This window comes from Ruminococcus sp. RTP21484sp1_RTP21281st1_A8_RTP21281_210402, assembly GCF_040914025.1.
Taxonomy (GTDB): Bacteria; Bacillota; Clostridia; order Lachnospirales; family Lachnospiraceae; genus Blautia_A; species Blautia_A faecis.
This window is the reverse complement of sequence record NZ_JBCPGE010000027.1, coordinates 41,167-64,032: the sequence shown is the minus strand read 5'-3', so window position 1 is coordinate 64,032 and position 22,866 is coordinate 41,167. Positions and strand designations below refer to the sequence as shown.

17 protein-coding genes and 3 pseudogenes are annotated in these 22,866 nt (G+C 43.5%); 11 read left to right on the top strand and 9 right to left on the bottom strand.

All coding sequences use genetic code 11. The features are described from left to right. Positions 1-2,157, top strand: a 2,157-nt coding sequence (locus AB5170_RS13660) for a hypothetical protein (protein WP_368365076.1), incomplete at its 5' end; no start/stop codon positions are given. A 112-nt stretch (positions 2,158-2,269) separates the two neighbouring features. Here the strand turns inward: AB5170_RS13660 and nrdG are convergent. The 5 genes from nrdG to AB5170_RS13635 form a co-directional block, all read right to left on the bottom strand. Next, positions 2,270-2,779 carry an anaerobic ribonucleoside-triphosphate reductase activating protein gene (gene nrdG, locus AB5170_RS13655; RefSeq protein ID WP_118578070.1) on the bottom strand — a complete coding sequence of 170 codons (510 nt, stop codon included), beginning with the start codon at positions 2,777-2,779 and terminating at the stop codon, positions 2,270-2,272. A 76-nt stretch (positions 2,780-2,855) separates the two neighbouring features. After that, complete coding sequence (nrdD, locus tag AB5170_RS13650; RefSeq protein ID WP_118578071.1) at positions 2,856-5,045, bottom strand: anaerobic ribonucleoside-triphosphate reductase; 2,190 nt, start codon at positions 5,043-5,045, stop codon at positions 2,856-2,858. Positions 5,046-5,477: 432 nt separating this feature from the next. Then, positions 5,478-6,341, bottom strand: a complete 864-nt coding sequence (locus AB5170_RS13645; protein WP_118578072.1) for a carbohydrate ABC transporter permease — start codon at positions 6,339-6,341, stop codon at positions 5,478-5,480. 1 nt (position 6,342) lies between these two features. Beyond that, positions 6,343-7,221 (bottom strand): carbohydrate ABC transporter permease, encoded by an 879-nt coding sequence (locus AB5170_RS13640; RefSeq protein WP_227199023.1) that lies wholly within the window; start codon positions 7,219-7,221, stop codon positions 6,343-6,345. A gap of 249 nt (positions 7,222-7,470) precedes the next feature. Next, a complete protein-coding gene (locus AB5170_RS13635) occupies positions 7,471-8,700 on the bottom strand; it encodes an ABC transporter substrate-binding protein (RefSeq protein WP_226815019.1) in 1,230 nt (409 codons plus the stop codon). A 480-nt stretch (positions 8,701-9,180) separates the two neighbouring features. Here AB5170_RS13635 and AB5170_RS13630 point away from each other — a divergent pair, with 480 nt between their 5' ends. The 3 genes and pseudogenes from AB5170_RS13630 to AB5170_RS13620 all read left to right on the top strand — a co-directional run. Then, on the top strand, positions 9,181-9,438 hold the full coding sequence (locus AB5170_RS13630) for a hypothetical protein (RefSeq protein WP_148462016.1): 258 nt from the start codon (positions 9,181-9,183) through the stop codon (positions 9,436-9,438). Positions 9,439-9,473: 35 nt separating this feature from the next. Then, positions 9,474-10,406: an AEC family transporter gene (locus AB5170_RS13625; RefSeq protein ID WP_173771406.1), complete on the top strand. Its 933-nt coding sequence runs from the start codon at positions 9,474-9,476 to the stop codon at positions 10,404-10,406. Between the two features lie 67 nt (positions 10,407-10,473). Then, positions 10,474-10,548 (top strand): annotated as a pseudogene (locus tag AB5170_RS13620) (DUF6783 domain-containing protein); the annotation flags it as partial. 24 nt (positions 10,549-10,572) lie between these two features. Here the strand turns inward: AB5170_RS13620 and AB5170_RS13615 are convergent. From AB5170_RS13615 to gnpA, 3 genes are all read right to left on the bottom strand, one after another. Then, positions 10,573-11,916 carry a sensor histidine kinase gene (locus AB5170_RS13615; RefSeq protein WP_195379717.1) on the bottom strand — a complete coding sequence of 448 codons (1,344 nt, stop codon included), beginning with the start codon at positions 11,914-11,916 and terminating at the stop codon, positions 10,573-10,575. 2 nt (positions 11,917-11,918) lie between these two features. Beyond that, a complete protein-coding gene (locus tag AB5170_RS13610; RefSeq protein ID WP_118578074.1) occupies positions 11,919-12,635 on the bottom strand; it encodes a LytTR family DNA-binding domain-containing protein in 717 nt (238 codons plus the stop codon). A 117-nt stretch (positions 12,636-12,752) separates the two neighbouring features. Next, positions 12,753-14,915 (bottom strand): 1,3-beta-galactosyl-N-acetylhexosamine phosphorylase, encoded by a 2,163-nt coding sequence (gene gnpA, locus AB5170_RS13605; RefSeq protein ID WP_368361791.1) that lies wholly within the window; start codon positions 14,913-14,915, stop codon positions 12,753-12,755. A 270-nt stretch (positions 14,916-15,185) separates the two neighbouring features. Between gnpA and AB5170_RS13600 the strand changes: the two genes are divergently transcribed. Further along, positions 15,186-16,010, top strand: a complete 825-nt coding sequence (locus AB5170_RS13600; RefSeq protein ID WP_173771413.1) for a helix-turn-helix domain-containing protein — start codon at positions 15,186-15,188, stop codon at positions 16,008-16,010. Between the two features lie 330 nt (positions 16,011-16,340). Here AB5170_RS13600 and AB5170_RS13595 read toward each other — a convergent pair. Beyond that, positions 16,341-16,595, bottom strand: a pseudogene (locus AB5170_RS13595) (DUF6783 domain-containing protein). On the opposite strand from AB5170_RS13595, the pseudogene AB5170_RS13590 reads away from it, so the two are divergent. The 6 genes and pseudogenes from AB5170_RS13590 to AB5170_RS13565 all read left to right on the top strand — a co-directional run. Continuing rightward, a pseudogene (locus tag AB5170_RS13590) lies at positions 16,533-16,709 on the top strand (DUF6783 domain-containing protein); the annotation flags it as partial. The pseudogenes AB5170_RS13595 and AB5170_RS13590 overlap by 63 nt on opposite strands. An 11-nt stretch (positions 16,710-16,720) precedes the next feature. After that, positions 16,721-18,766, top strand: a complete 2,046-nt coding sequence (locus AB5170_RS13585) for a hybrid sensor histidine kinase/response regulator (RefSeq protein WP_173771414.1) — start codon at positions 16,721-16,723, stop codon at positions 18,764-18,766. A gap of 176 nt (positions 18,767-18,942) precedes the next feature. Next, complete coding sequence (locus tag AB5170_RS13580; protein WP_148462024.1) at positions 18,943-20,304, top strand: MATE family efflux transporter; 1,362 nt, start codon at positions 18,943-18,945, stop codon at positions 20,302-20,304. Positions 20,305-20,508: 204 nt separating this feature from the next. After that, positions 20,509-21,846, top strand: a complete 1,338-nt coding sequence (locus tag AB5170_RS13575; protein ID WP_148462025.1) for a TrkH family potassium uptake protein — start codon at positions 20,509-20,511, stop codon at positions 21,844-21,846. An 18-nt stretch (positions 21,847-21,864) separates the two neighbouring features. Further along, a complete protein-coding gene (locus tag AB5170_RS13570) occupies positions 21,865-22,512 on the top strand; it encodes a TrkA family potassium uptake protein (RefSeq protein WP_148462026.1) in 648 nt (215 codons plus the stop codon). A 43-nt stretch (positions 22,513-22,555) separates the two neighbouring features. After that, positions 22,556-22,831: a hypothetical protein gene (locus AB5170_RS13565; RefSeq protein ID WP_148462027.1), complete on the top strand. Its 276-nt coding sequence runs from the start codon at positions 22,556-22,558 to the stop codon at positions 22,829-22,831. Positions 22,832-22,866 lie beyond the last annotated feature (35 nt).

Genomic DNA, 22,866 nt, shown 5'->3' with positions numbered 1-22,866 from the left:
GTTCTGGAAGAGGGCGACTCTTATGAGCTCCAGTACACAGATAAGGCACAGCCTTCCGAAGAGGACTGGGTAACAGCTTCTTCCAGTGGTTACTATGATGAAGATGAAGATGAGTACTATGAGGATGATGATGCACTTACATTGAGAAAATCCTTATTAAAAGAAGGAGCAACCTATGTAAGAGTTGTCGCTTATGTAAAAGACAAGAGCGGAAACAAGAAATACGGTACTCCTTCCAATGTAGTAGCTGTCAATGTCTCCAAAGCCACTTCAGCGATCAGCAACCTGAAGCTGGTTGAGAAAACACCGGATGGTTATGTATTCTCCTATGACGGAACTGTAAGAAAAGAAGAAGATGTAGAATTCTGGTATTCCGAATCACCTGAATTTGTAAATGATTACAAGGTTACAGATTGTATTTCTGGTGAGAATAATAAGGCAACACTTTACTTTGAATCACTTACACCAGGCAAGACCTATTATGTGCGTGCCCGTGTAAAAAATGATAAGGCAGCTACACTTGCACAGAAATACAGTGCATACACAAATACAGCATCATTTAACGCTGGTATGCCGAATATATCTGTAACAAATGTTATCACAGCTAAGACCGTTACCTTAAAGATGAGCGCTGAAAGCGGATCAGAAAGCTGGCTTACCGGCTATCAGATCCAGAGAAAGAATGGCAAGAAATATAAAACAATTGCCAAAACTACAGACAGCGTTTATAAGAACACCAAACTGAAAGCAGATACTACCTATACTTACAGAGTAAGACCATATTATTATGATTCCGAAACAGGCAAGACCACTTATGGAGCATGGGCTTATAATAAGGTTACTACCTGGGGCGGTGCGCTGAAGCTGAAAGCAACACCTAAGAGCACAACTTCTGTAAAACTGTCCTGGACCAAGATCAAAGGTGCTAAGGGATATGAGATTTACAGATGTGAAGGATCTTCTATTGGAGATACTGTAGCAGCTGGCATGACCAACAATTTTGCTAAGTATAAACTGATCAAGACTACAAGTGCAAAGGCTTCCAGTTATACAGACAAGAAGCTTCAGAGCGGTATGGATTATTACTATCTTGTAAGAGCATACAAGACTGTAGGAAACAGCAAGTATTACATTGATGAAGGTGTATATGCAAATCTTAGCTTCGAGATGACTACCGTTAACAGAATTTCTTATGCAAACGGTAAGATGAAGTTAAGCTGGCAGCCGGTATATGCAGGAAAGGGTTATCTGGTTGAGAAGAGAAATGAAGAGACTGGTGCATGGGAAACCTATAAGACACTGAAAGCTTCCACATCTTCCATTACATTCCCGGCAGCAGATACGGAAACAACCTATCGTGTACGTGCATACAGAGGACAGGAATACAGCAATGAAATCAGAGCAACAGTTAATCCTGTTTTAGCAACTCCTGGCAATGTAAAAGCTGTTGCAAACAAAGCAGATGGAAGTATTACTGTAACATGGAATCCGGTAGCAGGTGCTGATTACTATCGTGTATACAGAACCACCTCTTCCTGGAACAGATATAACAAAGACAGCAATTCTTACAGCTATAGTTACGGTTCCAGTGCAACTGTCCCGAATTATGTTGCTGATTCCACAACAGTCAGCGGATACAAATTCGTTAGTGAACTGAAGGAAACGACTATTACAGATCGCGAGATCAAGTACACCTATAATGGTGCAACAAGCACAGAGTACAAAGGACCGAAAGCAGGAGTAAAATATTACTATTATGTAATTGCTTACAAGAATGGTAAGTCCTATGAGTACAAAGATTCTGCTGATGAAACATATACAAGTGGTGCAAGCAAATCTGCAAGTGCTATAGTTTCCACAGCAAAGATCGCGAAGCCAACCAGTCCAAAAGCGAAAGCAACAAAGGGCAAGATTACTGTCAGCTGGAAGAAAGTAACAGGAGCTACCGGATATCAGGTATACCGTTCCACTAAGAAAGGTTCCGGATACAAACTGGTAGGAACTATTACAAAAGGCTCCAAAGTGAAATATGTTGACAAGAGCTCCAAGAAAGCTGGAACCAAGTATTATTACAAAGTACGCGCCGTTGGAAACAACGAAGCAGGTGTTCCAATCTATTCTTCTTACAGCACACCAAAATATGCGAAAGCAAAATAAATAAAGTGTAATAAAATCCCCCTCCTGTTAGACAGGAGGGGGATTTTCGATTACCCAGATGTAAAAACTTATGCAACTATTTGAATGCAGATATAAGAAAAGAAGACCCGTATCACAGGCCTTCTTTAATAAGCTTACCATCTTTTAAATGCAGAATTCGCTGATTGCTGCTCCCTCTGAACTGAAGGGAGAGGTTTTTCAATTCCTGAATAAACTCTCCGTCTACCAGAACGTCGATGCAGGAAAGCATCCGGTCTGTAAAAGGAGTGTAGATCTTACCTCCGGGAACCATATCTTTGTCAAAAAGATATCCACTGTAACACCAGATGGATTTATCCGGAAAGGTACGCCTGATCTCTTCCAGAAGCTCTGCCAGAACAGGCTGATTCTCTGGCTCGAATGGCTCGCCGCCGAGTAGGGAGAAGCCCTCTATATAAGACGGAGCAAGCAGCTCCAGGAGCTTATCCTGAGTCTCCCGGGTAAATGGCTTACCGTAGTTAAAATCCCACGTAGGTGCGTTAAAACAGCCCTTACAGTGGTGCCTGCAGCCAGATACGAACAGGCTTACACGCACGCCTGTGCCGTCTGCTATGTCGTAGGATTTAATGTTTCCGTAGTTCATAACTGATTCCTCTTTTCCTCCTGTGCCTGATAATCAAATACACACATCTTGCAGAAAACCCGGAAACCATTACTTATTACAGATGTAATACACGATCCTTGATCTCCTGGGTACGTCCCTGGTTCCAGAACTGGGTACCGATGTATCCGCAGGTTCTTCTGGCAACGCTCATCTTGTCCTGATTGCGGTTACCGCAGTTCGGGCATTCCCAGATCAGCTTGCCGTTCTCGTCTTCTTTGATCTGGATCTCTCCGTCATATCCGCAGACATCACAGAAATCACTCTTGGTATTCAGCTCTGCATACATGATGTTATCATAGATAAACTTCATAACAGAGAGAACTGCCGGAATATTCTGCTTCATATTCGGAACTTCCACGTAGCTGATGGCTCCTCCTGGAGAAAGCTTCTGGAATTCAGACTCGAATTTCAGCTTGGAGAATGCGTCGATCTCCTCAGTAACGTGAACGTGATAGCTGTTTGTAATATAATTCTTATCCGTAACTCCTGGAATGATGCCAAAACGCTTCTGGAGACATTTGGAAAACTTGTATGTGGTGGATTCCATCGGAGTGCCATATACAGAGTAGCTGATGTTCTCAGCTGCCTTCCACTGGGCACATTTGTCATTGAGGCGCTGCATAACCTTCAGCGCAAACGGACGAACCTCAGGGTCTGTATGAGGCTTTCCGTACATTCTCATGCACATCTCATGGAGACCTGCATATCCAAGTGAGATCGTAGAATAGCCGTCATAAAGAAGCTTGTCAATGGTCTCACCCTTCTTAAGCCGTGCAAGAGCACCATACTGCCACAGGATCGGGGCAACATCGGAAACTGTGCCAAGAAGACGCTCATGTCTGCAGCGGAGTGCTCTGTGGCAAAGCTCCAGGCGCTCCTCCAGAATCTCCCAGAACTTATCAAAATCGCCGTCTGAGGAGCAGGCTACATCTACAAGGTTAATGGTAACAACACCCTGGTTAAAACGACCGTAGAACTTGTAGGAACCGTCCGGGTTCTTCTGTTTCTCCTCAACGGTAAGGAAGGAACGGCATCCCATGCAGGTGTAAACATTGCCGTTTTTTAACTGGCGCATGATCTTGGCTGAGATGTAATCCGGAACCATACGCTTGGCAGTACATTTCGCTGCAAGCTCTGTGAGGTACCAATATTTGGAATCCTCGTGGATGTTATCCTCATCCAGCACATAGATCAGCTTCGGGAATGCAGGTGTGATCCACGCACCGCGCTCGTTCTTAACACCCTGCATACGCTGCTTCATAACTTCCTCGATGATCAGTGCAAGGTCATCACGGGTGCGTCCCTCCGGAACTTCATCAAGATACATGAAAATCGTTACAAATGGTGCCTGTCCGTTACAGGTCATAAGAGTGATCAGCTGGTACTGGATCGTCTGGATACCACTCTGGATCTCATCCTTCAGTCTGCGTTCCGATACCTTCTGGATGATCTCATCATCAAGAGGCTCACCGCAAGCCTTACGTTCCTCGATTACCTTGTTACGGATCTTCTGGCGGCTGATGTCTACAAAAGGAGCCAGATGGGCGAGAGAGAAGGACTGTCCGCCGTACTGATTGCTGGCTACCTGTGCGACGATCTGTGTGGTAACGTTACATGCGGTAAAGAAGCTGTGAGGCTTCTCAATCAGTGTCTGGCTGATAACCGTGCCGTTCTGGAGCATATCCTGCAGATTGATCAGGTCACAGTTATGCTCACGCTGTGCGTAGTAATCGGAATCATGGAAATGAATGATTCCCTCGTCGTGAGCCTTTACGATCTCCTCAGGAAGAAGAACACGCATGGTCAGGTCCTTGCTGACCTCGCCTGCCATGTAATCACGCTGGGTAGAGTTAATAGTAGGGTTCTTATTGGAGTTCTCCTGCTTGGCATTCTCATTAATCTGGTCAAGAAGAGCAAGGATGCTGTCGTCTGTGGTATTGGACTTGCGGGTAAGCTCTCTCTTGTAGCGATAGCGCACATACTTCTGTGCAACCTCATAACCGCGCATCTCCATAATGCCGGTCTCTACCATATCCTGAATATCTTCCACATTGACAGCGTGGGAGGATTCAAGGGCACGGGTGGCAATCATATCAGCAAGCGCTGTGATCTGGTAATGACTCAGCCTGTGAAGCTTAGAAACCTCCTCATTCGCTTTTTCAACGGCGTTGATGATCTTCGCCTTATCAAAAATAACTTCCACGCCATTTCGTTTAATGACGTTTGCATTGACCTCAGTACTCATTCTTTCAAATCCCTCCATATATTGTGTTTAAATCTTTGATTACATACTAGATGTTGTGCACTATCAATATTACAGTATTCTACAGAAAAGTCAAGGTCAAAACCATTGATTTTAAAAATCTGTGAAATGTGCTGAATTTTCGTCAGCAGGACAGAAGAATCATTCGGTGATCTCCGGTATAGAGTTCCTGAAATGTGCGGAATCATCGGGGTTATTCCGTATGTGAAATTTTACCGTACACAATAAAACAGTTACTGGATGACCAGTAACATGCTTTGTATGATTTCGCGCCGCAGCTGTGAACAATGTTCACAAAAACACCTGGCGGAATACTGCCTTCTGAATAGTTATGGGGCATGAACAAAGGGCTGCCCTGGGCAACCCTTTCTCGCGTCCGCATCTTCCTCTATTATACTTGGAAAAAAATAAAAATCAACCCTTGACACCACCAGAAGTGAGTCCTCCAACCAGATTTTTTTCGATTCCGACGAACAGAATCACAACTGGAACAATTGCATAGAGGGAAGCAGCAAACAGATACTGCCACTCGATCATATTGTAACCGTTGAAAATATTGATACCAACGGTGAGAGGCTTGAAGGTATCAGTGGAGATCAGTGTCAGTGCCACTGTATATTCGTTCCAGGCGTTGATAAATACGAAAATAAGCGCTGTAACGATACCAGGTGCAGCAACAGGCAGAAGGATCCTTAAAAGGGCATGTACGCGGTTACAGCCGTCAATAGTGGCAGCCTGCTCCATCTCAGGGGAGATGCTCAGGAAAGTACCGCGGAGCAGCCAGATAGCAAATGCCTGGTTAAATGCTGCGTTGATAAAGATCAGGCCGATAATGCTGTTGGTAAGATGGAACGCCATCATAACCTTGTAGATACCGATGAGAAGTACAACCGGTGCGAACATCTGGGAGACAATAACAAATCCCAGAAAAGCAGTCTGGCCTTTGAATTTCATTCTGGACAGGGCATAAGCAGCTGGGATACCGCAGACCATAGCCAGAAGAGTGGAGCCTCCTGCGATCACAATGGAGTTCATCATGTAATTGCTCATGGGAGCCAGCTTCCATACGTCTGTGAAGTTGGACCAGATGGCCTCAACAGGGAAAATAGTTCCATTCATGGAAAAGATTTCCGCGCGGCTTTTAAGAGCAGTACATACAGTTACAAAATATGGGTATAAAGTTATCAGACAGATGGCGATGATCACTACATAGAGCAATACACGCAAAACTGTGTTTCTGGTATTTTTTTTCTTAACTGAAGCATTGGTGTTTGCCATATTATTCGTCTCCTTTCTTCAGTACGGAAACCATGTACAGGCTGGCGCAGAAAAGAAGAATCAGGAAGCCGATAACAGATACGGCTGCTGCCTGTCCCTGTTTGCCGTTGTAGAAGGCCAGTTTGTACAGATAGGTAACCAGGGTGTCGGTACGGTTAGCAGGGTCACCCTTGGTTATGGTCCATATGATCGGAAAAGAGTTAAATACGTAGATAATGTTCAGGATGGTACTGATGGTAAGATTCGGACGTACCAGCGGGATGGTGATCTGGAACATTTTCTGCCAGTAACTGGCTCCGTCTACGGCTGCTGCCTCATAGTAGCTGGCATCAATACTCTGCAGACCGGAAAGTACGGTAAAGGTTACAAATGGAATGGTAACAAAAATACCGCAGGCAATTTCCCAGGCGAAATAAGCACCGGCAGTAGGAGTCCAGTTCACAGCGTGGTCAATAATGCCAAGCTTCATCAACAGTGTATTTAAGGTACCGTAATCTGTGTCGATGATGAATTTCCAGATACTTGCCTGAACGATCAGGGTTGTGGCCCATGGGAAAACAACAACGGCACGTGCAAGCTTACGGCCTTTAAATTCATTGTTGAGGAGGATCGCAAGGATAAATCCAAGGAGTGTGGAGATGCCGACTACGGCAACGGTCCACACAAGGGTGTTTTTCAGCACCATGGCAAAAACAGGGCTGCTTGTTACCTTGCGGAAATTTTCCAATCCGGCGAAGCCTTTGATCAGACCAGCTTTGCTGACGTCGCTTAAGGCCATACGGAATACAAAGATAATAGGAACCAGGATGAAAATTGCCATGAGAAGGACACTTGGCAGGATCCATACATATGGTTCCACTTTTTTGAATTTTTTCTTCACAGGGATACCTCTCTTTTTATAAAAATAGCGTTGACGCTGCGCAGACAAGCACAGAAAACGGCGTTTGTTACGCAGAAAAACAGAACCTTCTTGTGACAAATACAAGAAGCAGCGTTTGCTTCGCAAAAAGGTGGAACCTTCTTGTGCCTGGCACAAGAAGTAGCGTTTGCTTCGCAAACTTAAAAATGGACCGGACCCGTAAGTCCGGCCCATTATCTTCCTCGTAATGGGAAAAACAGTGGATTAAGATCAGCCAGCGATTTCTGCCTGAAGGTCATCCAGTAATTCCTGAACGTCGCCGCCAAGAAGAGCATTCTGCTCTACGTTGATAACGCCCTGTTTTACATCTGCCCATTCTGCTTTCGCTGTTGGATAGAATTTACAGCTGTCTAAGATATCAATCCAGCTTGCCATATCTTCGTTAGCTGCTGCGAGAGCCTCGCCGCCGGACTTGGTTGCCGGAAGGAATCCCTCCATGTCAACCCACTCTGTATAACGGGCATCATCATAGAAATAATCAAAGAATGTGGAGATAGCAGCTTTCTCATCATCTGAGTAGTCGTTATCGAAGCACATGAAGCGGTCCATAACACCTGCAGATACAGACTCGCCTGTATTGGAAGGAATGGAAGCAACGCCGTAGTTTACTTCATTTCCGCCTGTAGCAATGTAGGTAGGTAAGCTGTTCGGTGCGATGAGCATAGCAACCTTACCTGCGCCGAACATATCCTGCAGATCGTAACGGGTATCGTTAGCAGGATCGGTGTTTGTGTAACCGGAATTTACAAGATCGATTGCGTACTGGATTGCTTCAACGTTCTGCTCACTGTTCAGTGTCCAGTTACCTTCATCGTCAACAAATCCGCCGCCGTTGTTCCAGGTGTAGTATGCGAATGCTGCCTGACCTTCGTCAGTAGTCATATCGATACCCCATGGATAAATGCTGTCATCATAAGCTTTAAGGGCTTCACAAGCAGCTTTCAGCTCATCCCATGTAGTAGGAACTTCTACGCCTGCTGCATCAAGGATGTCTTTGTTATAGTACATAGCACGTGCAGATGCAAGATCCGGGATAGCCCATACAGTTCCGTCTACTTCAGACTGTGCAAGGAATGCATCGTACATCTTGCTGTAGGTCTCTTCAGAAACAACGTCCTGGATCGGAAGAAGGAGATCATCTGCCTGATAATCTGCGAATACGTCGATATTCAGGACATCAGGAGCTTCGCCATTGGCGATACGGGTATTTACTACGGTGTAGATATCGTTCCAGGAAACAACCTCTACGTTCAGGTTAATGTCCGGGTTTGCTTCATTAAATTCTGTCACGAAGTTCGCCCACCAGTCAGCAGTCTGCTGGCCATACTGTGCAGCAATGACGTTTATGTCTACTTTGTCTGCGGCGGATGCGGTGACCGGAGCCATGGAGAGAGCCATTGATAAAGCTGCGCCTGTTGCTAAAACCTGTTTCATTTTCATAAGTATTACCTCCCTTTAGATACGAGTTGAGGCATTCCATAGATACATCCTTGTACCAAATGGAGTGCCTCTCTGTAGAAAATAGCATACAACAAAAACAGTCAGATGTCAACAGAAATTGGTGAAAAAAAACAATGAAAAATATCAAAAACAAAGAAAAACACAACGAAATACACAAAAGAAAAAACAAAAAACCACAAAAGCCATGGAAAAAATGTAGAGAGTAGAATAAAATAACAGATAATTTATAAAAAATTATACAAAAAACGAGAAGTATGGTACGAAATCATACAAATCAGGATTTCTTTGCTCACGAAGAAATTACGATAACCAGGATTTGGTTAAAATGTGGTTTGACATTTCAGGGGCGGATATTATACAATCATATTTAATCGAAAAAAATTCAGGAAAGGAGTATGCGGCAGTCAAAAAGAACTGAGAGGGTAAGCCCTAATGGCATGCACTGCTGCAGAACATAAAATGGAAGAATTATACGCTGCAATTGAGAAAAAAATCAAAGCTTCCGGTTATCCGCGTGAGATTTCCGGTGCAGATGTGTATGATGATATCTGCGACCAGATCGAGGGAAAAGAGAACGGAAGCTATATTCTGCTGTCCAAGTTTGAGGATGATGTAATCTTTGAGTATCATATCACGGTAATGGATGATGATTTTAATCTCGGGGTTCTTACCATGCGTACGCCTGAGGGAGTATTTGAGACCGATTTTGATGAATAAAAGAACTATAAACAAACATAGAAAGCGTGCATAAAATGAAAGTATTGGAAATTATTTTGCCCGTACTGGTAATGATCCTTCTGGGTATGGCCTGCAAGCGGCTGAAACTGCTGGATCAGAATGGAATTAACAATATGAAGCTTCTGGTGACCCAGATCATGCTTCCTGTAGCAATTTTCCATGCCCTTGCTACGGCAGATTATAATAAAGAAACCGGAATTCTGGTTGGAATCATGTTTGTAATGCTGGTTGTTTCCTTTAGCATCGGTTTTTTACTCCGCCCGCTTATGCCGGCAGAGCGTTACCGGAAATATCTGCCCTTTATGGTCAGTGTATACGAAGGCGGTTCCATGGCCTATCCTTTATATACCAGCCTTTGCGGAGCGGAGAACCTTTCCCAGATCGCTGTGCTGGATATTGCAGGTCTTCTGTTTGGCTTCAGCGTCTATATGGGAATGCTCGGACAGGTGGAAAACGGGGAAAAGATCGATCCGGGAAAACTGTTTTCCAGTGCAATACGTACACCGGCGTTTATTGCAAGTGTGTTGGGAATCATTGCCGGACTTACCGGTGTGGTGCAGAAGCTTCTTGCCGGACCGTTTGCAGGTACCTATACAAGTGTGGAGAGCATTCTCACCACTTCCATAACCTCAGTTATTCTGCTGGTGGTAGGATTCAGCATTGAATTTGATAAGAAACTTTTTTCCCCATGTATCAGGACCATTGTACTTCGTATTCTTCTTCAGGCAGTCATGATCGGGGGAGTGCTGCTGGCAATTCATTACATAGTGGGGGATCACCTGCTTTTGAACCTTGCAGTGATCAGCTACATGTCCGCTCCAGCCACATTCAGTATGCAGACCTTCCTGAAGAGTGAGGATGGAAGCGCTTATGTTTCCACCACCAATTCTCTGTATTGCCTGGTATCCATACTGGTGTATGTGGTTATGGCATTTGTAGTCTATTGATACAGAAAAAGAAAGCTTCAGACAGTATCATCTTTGATATTGTTCTGCAGCTTTCTTTTTTTGTTGGATTCAGGGAAAATATACTGCAAAGTGGGGCGTGCAGATTGCGGGAATGATTTTTCAGATACGCTCCAGAGTGTGTCTGCATGAAACCTCTCTGCTTTGCTTATGGATGAGAAACGGCTGTTTTCTGTATGCGCAGCATAATTTTAGCAGTAAAAATACCATTCTCATAAGTGAAGCTGCTGTCCCCTCCATTCTTTTCTGCAATGTGGCGGACAGACTGGATTCCCACTCCGTTTCCGGGACGCTTGGACGACTGGAAAATATGATTTTTCTCCTGTATTTTCCCTTCAAAGGTATTTTCCACCTGGATCAGGAGAAGGTGCTTATGATGAAGGTAAACCTCTGCATGGATTCTCCTGTTGAAAGGCTTTGCTTTCAGGCTGGCTTCCAGAGCATTTTCCAGAAGGTTGGAGAGGACCAGGCACATATCAATCTGGTCTATGGAAATGTGGGCTGGCAGAGCTGCATTTGCCTGGAAAGGAATGTTCTCCCGTTTTGCCAGAGCGGCATAATGGCTGATCACGCTGTCAGCCGCCTGGTTTTCACAAAAATGCAGGTCGTAGTCTGGAATTTTACTGTTTGCATTGGAAAGGTATTCTTTTATTTTTTCCAGATCTCCCTTTTCCGCAAGGGAAGAAAGCTGCAAAAAGTGATGGCGGATATCGTGTCGTGCCTGCCTTGCCTCCTCTATGGCAGAGCAAAGGTTCTCATATCGTGCCTGCTGAAGGGAGAGAAAATGATTTTCCTGCTGAAGCCTTGCATTTTTATTCAGGCTGTTGGCCATCATAAGAAACATTGTGTAAAACAGCATGAGAATTACAAGAAGCATCAGGCTGATCACAATGTAGCCCTGCAAAATACGTCCAGTATACAGAGTTCCCTCATATTTGGGAATCATAAAGAGATTCAGACCTATAAAAATCAGTGGCAGTATCCAGAAAACATACCAGGTCTGGGCTAAATTTTCGTCATCGATCATAGTGCGGGCTGCATGGGAGGCCGGGTACCAGGCGGCAGCAACGAACAGCAGACATATTACATTGTAAAAAATACCGGCACTGGTGTGAAACCAGATCTCTGTTTCCGGAAGTCCAAGTCTTTCTGCCACAATGGCATTCACTGCTCTGGAAAGGCTGTTTACACAGGCAAAGACCGCACATACTGCCAGAAAAATGCTGCCGGATTTCCAGATAGAGATAGTCAGGCTTTTGTGATAGATCAGCATCAGTACCAGCAGAGTGGGAAAAAGCACTGAGCTGGTAGGAATGTTAAGAAAGTAACAAAATCCTCCTTCCAGGAGACAGATTCCTGCCAGAAGAGGTGCAAGCCATGCAGCCAGTCTGCCGGGCGGTTGTTTCAGATAGGTCTGTACCGGCAGATAGGCAAGGAACAGACCAGAAATCATTACCGTAAGCTCCAGAACAGGTCTTAATATAGTATTCATATTCAATGTCCCCTTTGAAACAGAAAATCCATAAAAGTCTGTCTTGCATTTTTAACCAGCTTCCGGCTGACGGAAATCCGGGTTTCATCGTCCAGGATAAACAGGGCTCCATCAAAATCAACAGCATGCTCCAGATTGATCACAACGCCTCTGCTGCAAAGATAAAATCTTGGATCCATTTTCAGGGATGCAGTAAAGGCTTCGAAGGACTGGCGGGTGATCAGCTCTTTGCCGCCGGTAGTGTGAATATGGATCATATGGGAAAAATGTTCTGCGTATATAATATGTCGAAACGGAACCTGTACATTGCTTCCATTTACTTTTATATCTATGTATTTTCCGGAATCCGGGATCCGGGAAAGAACCTCATCGATCAGGTCTGAAATTTCATTTTCGGGATATGGCTTCACAAGGTAGTGCATGGCACGGACCTTGAACCCATCCAGAGCATGATCCGTAGAAGTGGTAGTAAAAATTAAAAGTGCATCCGAGTCAAATGTCCGAAGCTCTCTGGCAGTCTCGATCCCATTTGCACCACTCATGTAGATGTCCAGAAAAACGACGGTGAAAGGACGTTCCTTTGCCGCAATAAGAAAATCTTCTCCATTTTCAAATTCAAATAAATTTACGTGAATCCCACGTCTGGAAAGCTGTTTCGTCAGTACGTCTGCGAGCTTGTCACGCTCTTCTTTAATGTCATCAACAATTGCAATTCTCATAATGGTTTCCTTTGTTTTGTGATAGGTTTATTATAATACCATTCGCGCCATTTTCCAACACTTCGTGACAGAATTATTGAAATATGATGTGGTTTAATTATAATAAACCTATGACTATTAAATCTGGTACCATTTAATTTCGTTTGCATCCATATGAAGCGGGAAGCTGCTGCCATCTCCTTTATAGACGACTGTATCCTGTGACTCGTAAGTATTGTTTACGACACAGTACTTGCCATTCTTTACATAAGCGTGGACCTCTACATTATAATTGGTGGAATACCATCGGTTCAGTTCGTCCTCGGCAGATGCAGACCAGAGAACCGCACGGTAGAGCACACGGCTGTTTCTGAAGCTGTATGGAAGTCCGCTGATGTAAACACCGCGGCCTTTTCCAAAGGTTTTTACTGCCATCTGTACCTCATGGTCATTCTGGATCAGGATCCGGGTTTCCGGAAGTGCAAAAATATTCTTTTTGCCCTCACCGAAGTCCACATCACCTTCTGCATCAGCCAGAATAAAGTGGTCTCTGTGTTCCTCCCAGTTGTATTTATCGGTATTTAAATTGAAGCCTCTTTCTTCTTCCACACCCAGTACATCATCCAGCTGGAAGAATTTTCCCTGCCACTGATGGGCTGCAGGCTCGCCAACTCCGATGAAACCGCCACCATTGTAAACGAACTCCTTTACAGCAGTAATAATGGTTTCATTTACCCAGTACTCGCCGCCGCTTTGCGCAGTATCCGCATCCCCTACATTGATCACAACATCAAATTTTTTCAGCAGATCCTTATCTGCCAGAATATCATCAAAACTGATAAAGGATACATCAAAGGGTGCACCGCTTAATGCCTCAATAATGCCAAAATAAGAGTAATTCTGTTTGTAATAGATTGCGTGATGTACCATATGATTACCCCAGGAACGCATGCGCCCCCAGCAGTTTAACACAGCAACACGTTTCACGCAGTAAGGAGTCACACCCTGGATATTATCATAAAGGGTGCGGAATTCCTGGCAGACCTCTTTAATGTACTGGACAAAATCCGGGAACTGAAGAGCCAGCTTCAGATATCCGCCATAACCAATTCTCTGGATGGGGCTTCTGAGAATGGCACGCCTTGCAGTTACCCAGTTTACCTTCGCCTCTTTCACCGGGTCTCCACCTTCGTGGAAGGTGTCCGGGAAAAAGTATGGAAGAAATCGTCCTTCCGTGTATTTTACATTTTTAATATCGCTGAACAGACGCAGGGTTGCACCATTTCCTACACTTCCAACCACAGCATCAAGACCGATGGAAGCAAACTCATCCATAAATGGCTCCATACCGATCCAGTGGTCACCCATGAACATCATGGCTTCTTTGCCATATTCATGGACAATGTCTACCATTTCCTTTGCAAGCTTCGCGACCTCGCGGCGCTGGAATGCCTGGAAGTCCTTGAATTCCTTGGATGGAATGCGATAGGTATTGTTCATGTAGCCCTGGTCGATAATGTATTCCGGGCGGAATGGATAGCCGACCTCTTTTTCAAACTGCTTCAGCACATATGGACTGACAGATGCGGAATAACCGAACCAGTCCACATATTTCTCCCTTGCCAGCTCATCAAAGATCAGGGTGAACTGATGGAAAAAGGTGGTGAAGCGTACCACATCCACATACTGGTGGGTATCAAGGAATCTGCGGAGGCGCTCCAGGGAATGAGCTCTTGTTTTTGGCTGGCGCACATCAAAGGTGATCTGCGGCTCTACATCTTTCCAGTCGTTTACCACTGCATTGTACATATGTACCGGATCCCACATAATATAAGCCAGGAAGCTGACGGTATACTCATGGAACGGTTTTACAGGTGTAATTACCACATTTCCGCTCGTTTCATCATAATGCCACTGACTTGCCGGAACCACTGCTCCTGTGGTACGGTCGATTACTTCCCACCACTTTGTGATATCATCGCGTGTGTTCACCTTCAGCATATCCGGGTACAGGTGGTCCATAAGGTGGATCTCCAGTTTGTCTGATGTTGCGGTGTGGAAAGAACTCATAATGTACATTTGCTGGATCTCATCCGGATTAGCCTTTGCCCAGGCATTGTCCTTTCGGGTGGTGTAGTAGGTAGCGTAGATTTTCGCACCGGTGTCCTTCAGCTCCTGTGGGAATTCGGTTCCATCACAGTCACGGATGGCATCTGCGCCCCACTCATTCATAATATCCAGTGTTTCCTTTACCACATCCAGGTTGGTAGGAATGGTAACTCTGCCTTTTCTCTGTTCCATTTTGCGACCTCGCTTTTCTCTTTTTTATTTACAAAGGTTGTTAATATTGTTTGATAGTTGTTTTTTCTGTAATATAAGAATACGTTTTTGACAGCTGTTTTTCAACAGAGTTGTTGCTATGGTTTTTAGAAATCTTGCTGTATTTTCCGTTTCATGGTACTCTAAGTGTGCGAGTGTTTATTCCTTGTTGTTTGAAAACACTGTATTCGAAAGATCGGGAGCTGACAGCGCGGACAACAAACTATAGTTTATGATACATAAGGAGAATCTATGAGTACACGTTCCTTTTCTTTTTCCAATGATAATCCACTTTCTACAGAAGCAGTTCTGGTGAATGCCTCATCCTCCAGATACGAAGAGGACTGGCCAAGCATTTCTCATACCCATGCTTTTACGGAGCTTTTTTATGTTTCCAGAGGAAGCGGCGAATTTCTTATAGAAAATCAGCGCTTTTCCATTGCCAGGGACGATTTGGTCATTATCAATCCACATATCCTGCACACGGAAACTTCTCAGAGCGCTGCGCCCCTTTCTTATTATACTGTAGGAGTGGATGGAATCAGTTTTTCTTTCCGGGATCAGAAGGAATTCCAGATTTTCAACTGCCGGAAGATTAATACAGATCTTTTGTTTTATTTCCACTCCCTTTTTCAGGAATTAGATGAAAAAAAAGAGGGTTATGAAGAGATTTGCAGACACACGCTTTCCATTCTTATTACCCAGCTTCGCAGGATTACAGATTCCGGCTTCCAGCTGGTGCCTTCTTTTCATCCAAGTAAAGAGTGTGCACAGATCAAGCGCTATCTGGATTCCAACTATTGGGAGGATATCAATCTGGATCAGCTGGCTTCATTAAGTCATCTGAATAAGTATTATCTAAGCCACGAGTTTACCCGATATTATGGGATTTCTCCCATTAATTATCTGAACCGGCGCAGGATTGAGGTTTGCAAAAATCTTCTGGAAAATACAGATCACGATATTTCTGACATTGCCCATCTTGCAGGCTTTTCTTCCCAGAGCTATCTGGCGCAGAGTTTTCGGAAATCTTGCGGTATGACGGCTATGGAGTACAGACGAAGCAGGCGTGAATAAACAGAGATATTATTTCCGCGAGGCGTTTTTTGTGAACAAGGTTCACAGAAAACCCGAGAATTGCGGCACGAAATCATCCTGCGTCAATATAGCAGATACTTAATTTTCGATGTACTAGTCACGGAGTGACCAGTAACGTTTTGGCTAAAATGCCAAAAAACAGTTGAAGACACAAGTAAAAACTTGTATAATTACTATAGTAAAAAGTGAAATCATATTAAAATCATATACAGGAGGAAACTATTATGAAAGAAGTGAATGACAAAAAAGAGAGCATGAAGCCTATGAGTCAGGCAGCTGTTGAGCTGGATGATGAAGCGTTGGATCAGGTCAGCGGAGGCCTGAAGAGGCTGGACAGCAGTTGGAAACCAGAAATAACAGAGGTTTGTAAGTTATGCGGCTCCACCAGAAACGTCCGTGGTGGTTTGTGCCTGGCATGCAAAAACAAATGCTAGAGCGTGTTTGAAAAATCATTCCCGCAATCTGCACGCCCCACTTTGCGGTATATTTCGCCCGAATTCAGTTGCCGTAGCCCGCTACGGCGCCCTCATCCGGGCGAAATCTCCCACAAATTGTGAAGCACATCTTGCAGAAAGCCTTTTTCAAACACGCTCTAACAGCAAAAGAAAGGATAAAATTAAAACGGTATTATGCTTTCACGAGAAAAAACAAAGACAGACGATCCGAGGCAGGAGGTAAATGATTATCCTGTGAAAGAAAAATATGTCTTAAGCAGATTATTGCCAGAGTATGTATCTTTATACCGGATAGATCTTAATTCCGGTAAATATGAGATACTGAGGCTGGATGAGAATACCAATGCCAGGAAGCTGGCGGAGACAGATCCCCATCCGGCTGAAATTTTTGATGAATATACGAGAAGATATGCAGACAATTTTATTCTAGATGAAGAGAAAGAAGAGTTTATAGACTGGCATCTCTGCGCAAATATGAAAAGAAGGCTTTTACATGAAGAGAAGCTTACTTACCATTACCACAGTGTTTCAAAGGAAGGGAAAGATAGCTATTATGAAGCCTATGTAGTGAAGGGAAAGACAGATGATGAGACCTTTGATGCTTTTCTTGGATATCGCAATATAGACAGTATCCTTTACAAAGAAAAGGAAATCCAGGAGAAACTGCAAAAAGCATTGAATGAGGCCAGATTAGGAAATGAGATCATTTCCTCCATTGCCAGAACGTACCAATATATTTCCAGAATTGATATCCAGGCGGATTATTTTGAGGAAATTTCCAACAGGGATGTGGAGCATCTGAAATATATTCATTCAGGTACTCTGTCTGAAAACAACAAAAGAGTTTGCCGTGGACTGGTGGCAGAAGAGTATCAGGATGCTTTTGAAAAATTTACAGATATCTCTACACTGCCGGAACGAATGAAAGACGAAGAATCCGTCGTTATGGAATACCGGATGAAGGATGGAAGCTGGCATAGTCTGCGCTTTATTGAGAAGAAAAGGGATGAGACTGGCCGCCTGACCCATGTTCTTTGTGCGATTCGAAGTATCAGTGATGCGAAGAGAAGGGAGCAGACTCTTATATACCAGGTTGCAGAAGCAAAGAAGGATGCGGCGGTTAAAACCAGGTTTCTGTCTAATATGAGCCATGATATCCGAACTCCTATGAATGGGATCATAGGCATGGTTGAACTGGCAAACCGTTATCCCAATGACCCTGAAATACAACAAAAATGCAGGGATAAGATTATGGATTCCTCCAGATATCTGGTTTCCCTTGTAAACGATATACTGGATATGAATAAACTGGAGTCGGGAGATATTGTTGATCAGGAGCTTACTTTTGATCTGACAGAAATCCTGAGCAGGATCAACACAGAAAAGCAGCTTCAGGCAGCTGAGAAAAATATAGAATGCATTGTGGATTGGGAAAAATCAGAGCTAAGTCATATATTATTAACCGGAAATTCTGTTTATTTGGAACGGCTTCTGAATGCGATTTCTGATAATGCGGTGAAATTTACAGAACCAGGCGGAAGAATCCATGTATGGTGTAAAGAGAAGTTTGCAGATGAAAAGCGGGTAGTGTATGAATTTGGCTGTGCAGATAATGGTCCTGGTATGAGCCAGGAGTTTGTGGCACATGCGTTTGACCTTTTTGCCCAGGAGAAGGAAACCAGCCGGTCGAAATATGAAGGCACCGGACTGGGACTTCCCATTGCAAAGAAGCTGGCAGACAGAATGGGCGGCACGATCCGGATCGAAAGTAAAGAGGGAACCGGCACAACTGTGATCATGACAATTCCGTTCAAAATCGGAGAAGCAGAAAAAGCCCGGAAACTGGAAGATTTTGTAAAGGACCAGAATACGATTTCCCTTGAAGGTCTCCGGGCATTAGTAGTTGATGATAATGAGCTGAACAGGGAAATCGCCAGCTTTATCCTGGAAGATAACGGGCTTCTTGTGGATTGCGCCAAAGACGGACTGGAGGCAATTGGGAAATTTGAAAAGTCCGAGCCAGGGTATTATGACGTGATTTTAATGGATATCATGATGCCAAACTTAAACGGCTGGGATACTGCCCGGAGAATTCGTTCCATGAAAAGATCAGATGCAGAGCGCGTACCGGTTATTGCCATGAGTGCCAATGCATTTGCAGAAGACATTATAAACAGCCGGATATCTGGCATGGATGAGCATCTTACCAAACCCCTTGAACCGGCAAGGCTTGTAAATGTACTTAAGGATTGTATCTGGAGGAGAAAACATAAGCTGTAAACAGGCTGTTGATCAGTGGAGGAAGGATGCGTGCAATGAGCAACAGCTGCATCCTTGATCGTTGCAAAATCAGAAAAGAAGCTTGATATTGACAAATATATGAGTTAAAATCAGAAGACATAATTCGTTTATATTTTATTGGTTTATGTCAAAAAATTTGTCAGGAGAAAACAGATATGAGTAGTAAATCTAATACACAGGCAATGGAAACGGAAAAAATCCCACGTCTTTTGGCGCAGCTTGCAATTCCTGCTGTTGTGGCACAGATCATTAATCTTTTGTACAACATTGTAGACCGTATTTATATTGGACACATTCCCGGTGTTGGCGCGGCAGCATTAACCGGTGTGGGGTTATTTACGCCAATTCTTATGCTGATTAATGCCTTTGCCATGCTCGCAGGTTCAGGAGGTGCTCCCAGAGCTGCAATTTCCATGGGAAAAAAGGATAATGCGACAGCGGAAAAGATTCTTGGAAACTGTTTCTCGCTTCTTATTCTTATGGCTGTGGCCCTTACGGTGATTTTTTTCGTTTTCGCTCCACAGCTTTTGACAATGTTTGGTGCCAGTGATAAGACCCTTCCTTATGGAGTGTCATACGCAAGAATTTATATACTGGGAAGTATTTTTGTCCTGATCGTAATGGGAATGAATCCCTTTATCACCACACAGGGATTTGCAAAGATCAGTATGATGACCACTGTGATCGGTGCGATGATCAACATTATTCTGGATCCTGTTTTTATTTTTGTATTTGACCTGGGCGTAAGCGGTGCTGCAATTGCTACTGTTTTGAGTCAGGCTGTTGGTGCCATCTGGATTCTTCGTTTCCTGTCAGGAAAAAAGACCATTCTCCATCTCAGGAAAGAGAATTTCAAATTACAAAAAAATATTATTTTACCATGCCTGGGGCTTGGAATATCCACTTTTGTCATGTTGTCCACAGAAAGTATTCTGTCCATCAGTTTCACCTCCAGCCTTTCAAGATATGGCGGAGATCTTGCGGTTGGAGCCATGACTATTATCACAAGTGTCAGCCAGCTTGCAACCTTACCGCTGCAGGGAATATGCCAGGGCGGACAGCCGATCATGAGTTATAATTTCGGTGCCGGCAATAAAGAGCGTGTTAAAAAAGCATTTTTTACGCAGTTTACAGTCTGCACGGTTTTTACCGGCTGCTTCTGGCTGATCATGCTTCTGTTTCCCAGGCTCTTTGCAGGTATTTTCTCTAATGATACGGATCTGATCACGTATACCGCATGGGCACTGAGAATCTATATGGCTGGTATTTTTTCACTGGGATTTCAGGTTTCCTGTCAGCAGAGCTTTATGGCACTGGGACAGGCGAAAGTCAGTCTGCTGCTTGCATGCTTAAGAAAACTGATCCTGTTGATTCCGCTGATCTTTATTCTGCCGCTTTTCATTCAGAATAAGGTATTTGCCGTTTTTCTGGCTGAACCAATCAGTGATATACTGGCAGCAATCATTACAACTTCAACTTTCTTCAGACGATTTGATAAAATATTGGATAGAAGATAAGAATAAAAGCCATTTGGTTGGATATGTTTCTGACGGAATGGCTTATTTTTTTGCTACGACAACCGAATTCGGGCTGAATATGGCGGAAACACATCTTTATACAATCTTAATACAGAATCCGATTCTCTTATACCATCTTTAAAGACAATTATATATAATAAGTTCCAGCAAAAAAGTAATCATTTGTAAGGAGTTTGATCATTTATGCCGAAAAAATCATATAAGAAAAAACATCTGACATCTTTTCAGCTAATAATTCTGGGATTTGCAGGAGTGATCCTTTTGGGAAGCATTCTTTTAATGCTTCCCTTTTCATCTGTAGATAGAATACCAACTCCATTTCATGAGGCTCTTTTTACAGCCACTTCTGCAGTATGCGTTACAGGGCTTGTGGTAAAGGATACCGGAAGCTACTGGTCTCTGGCAGGACAGACAATTATTCTTGTACTCATACAAATAGGCGGACTGGGAGTGGTAACGGTGGCTGCATCTGTTTCCCTTCTTTCCGGTAAAAAAATATCCCTTATGCAGAGAAGTACTCTGCAGGATGCGATTTCCGCGCCTAAGGTTGGCGGAATCGTCAGATTGACAAGATTTATTTTAAAGGGGACATTTTTGATTGAAGCTGCAGGGGCATTGTTACTGCTGCCGGTTTTTTTATGGGATTACAAGGGAAAGGGAATCTGGCTGTCAGTCTTTCATTCTATTTCCGCTTTTTGTAATGCAGGATTTGATATTCTGGGAACATCTGCAAATCCTTTTCCCTCTCTGACCGGGTATTCTGCAAATGTTCTTGTAAATGTAGTGATTATGCTTCTGATCATCATAGGGGGAATCGGTTTTCTCACCTGGGACGATATTTATACCAACAAAATGAAGTTTAAACGTTATCGCATGCAAAGCAAGATTATCCTTGTGACTACTGCATGCCTGATTTTAATTCCGATCATTTTTTTCTTCACCTGTGATTTGAAAAATCTATCCGCAGGGAATCGCTTATTAGCTGCGGCGTTCCAATCGGTAACTACAAGAACTGCCGGATTTAACACGATTGATATTTCAAAGATGAGTGAAGCCTCAAAAGCTGTTATGATATTGTTAATGCTGATTGGCGGTTCACCTGGTTCTACAGCTGGTGGAATGAAAACCACAACGTTTACAGTTCTTTTGTTAAATGCAATTGCCACATTCCGAAGCCAGGAAAATGCAGGGGCTTTTGGCAGGAGGCTGGAATATCATGTGATAAAAAATGCGGCGACAATAGCCATACTTTATTTTACGTTATTTTTTTGCGGCGGACTTGCAATCAGTGTATATGAAGAGCTTCCTCTTTTAGACTGCCTGTATGAAGCTGCTTCAGCTGTGGGAACAGTAGGACTCACACTGGGAATTACACCGAAGCTTCATATGTTTTCGCAAATTGTGCTGATTATACTGATGTATCTGGGGCGTGTAGGTGGTCTGACTCTGATTTATGCGGTGCTTTCAAGAAGAAACAGGGGAAATGCAAAACTGCCTCTGGAGAAAATAACAGTTGGATAAGAAGGAGAAAATATAATTATGAAAAATGTATTGCTTATTGGACTTGGAAGATTTGGAAGACATATTGCTATGCAGCTGAATCAGCTGGGACATGAAATTATGGCAGTTGACTGGAATGAGGAGAGAGTAGATAAAGCATTACCATTTGTGACCAATGCGCAGATTGGTGACAGCACCAATGCTGAATTTTTGCGTTCCCTTGGAATAGGAAATTACGATATCTGTTTTGTAACCATTGGAGGAAGCTTTCAGAATTCTCTTGAAACAACTTCTCTTCTGAAAGAACTGGGAGCGAAACTGGTGATATCCAGGGCTGAGCGTGATGTTCAGGAAAAATTCCTTTTGCGTAATGGTGCGGATAAAGTGGTTTATCCGGAAAAGCAGGTTGCAAAGTGGGCCTCGATCCGTTACACAGATGATCATATCCTCGACTATATGGAGGTGGATGCATCCCATGCGATTTTTGAAGTGGAAGTTCCAGAAGAATGGGTTGGAAAAACAGTAGGAGAACTGGATATCAGAAAACGCTACAATATTAATATTCTGGCAGTAAAAAATGAAGGAGAATTTGGTATTGCAATTTCACCGGATACGTATTTTGAAGAGAATCATAAATTACTGGTATTAGGGGAATACAGAGCCCTTCAGAAATGTTTCCGAATATAATATAGTCATTTGTTATAAAGAGGCTGCTATAGAGGTGAAGACAATGGCAGAAGGAATATTGGCTGTTACTGTATTTTGTTTGTTTGGACTTGGATTTTATATTGCAAATAAAGCAGATCAGTTTTGGGGTGAAATTCAGGAAAATACGGAAGAAAAACAGCAGTCATCGAAGATATTGTTTTTGAATACTCTTTCGGATGAAGAATTGTTAAGAGAGATTCATGAGTGTAAAATTGAATATAAGGAAGCTGAAATTATAATTCTTGATGGACAGTCCGGGTATGAAAAAAAGGATTTTGACCATAATACAGTCGCATGATATAATTGCAAAAACGGCAGAAAAGGGGACTGGCA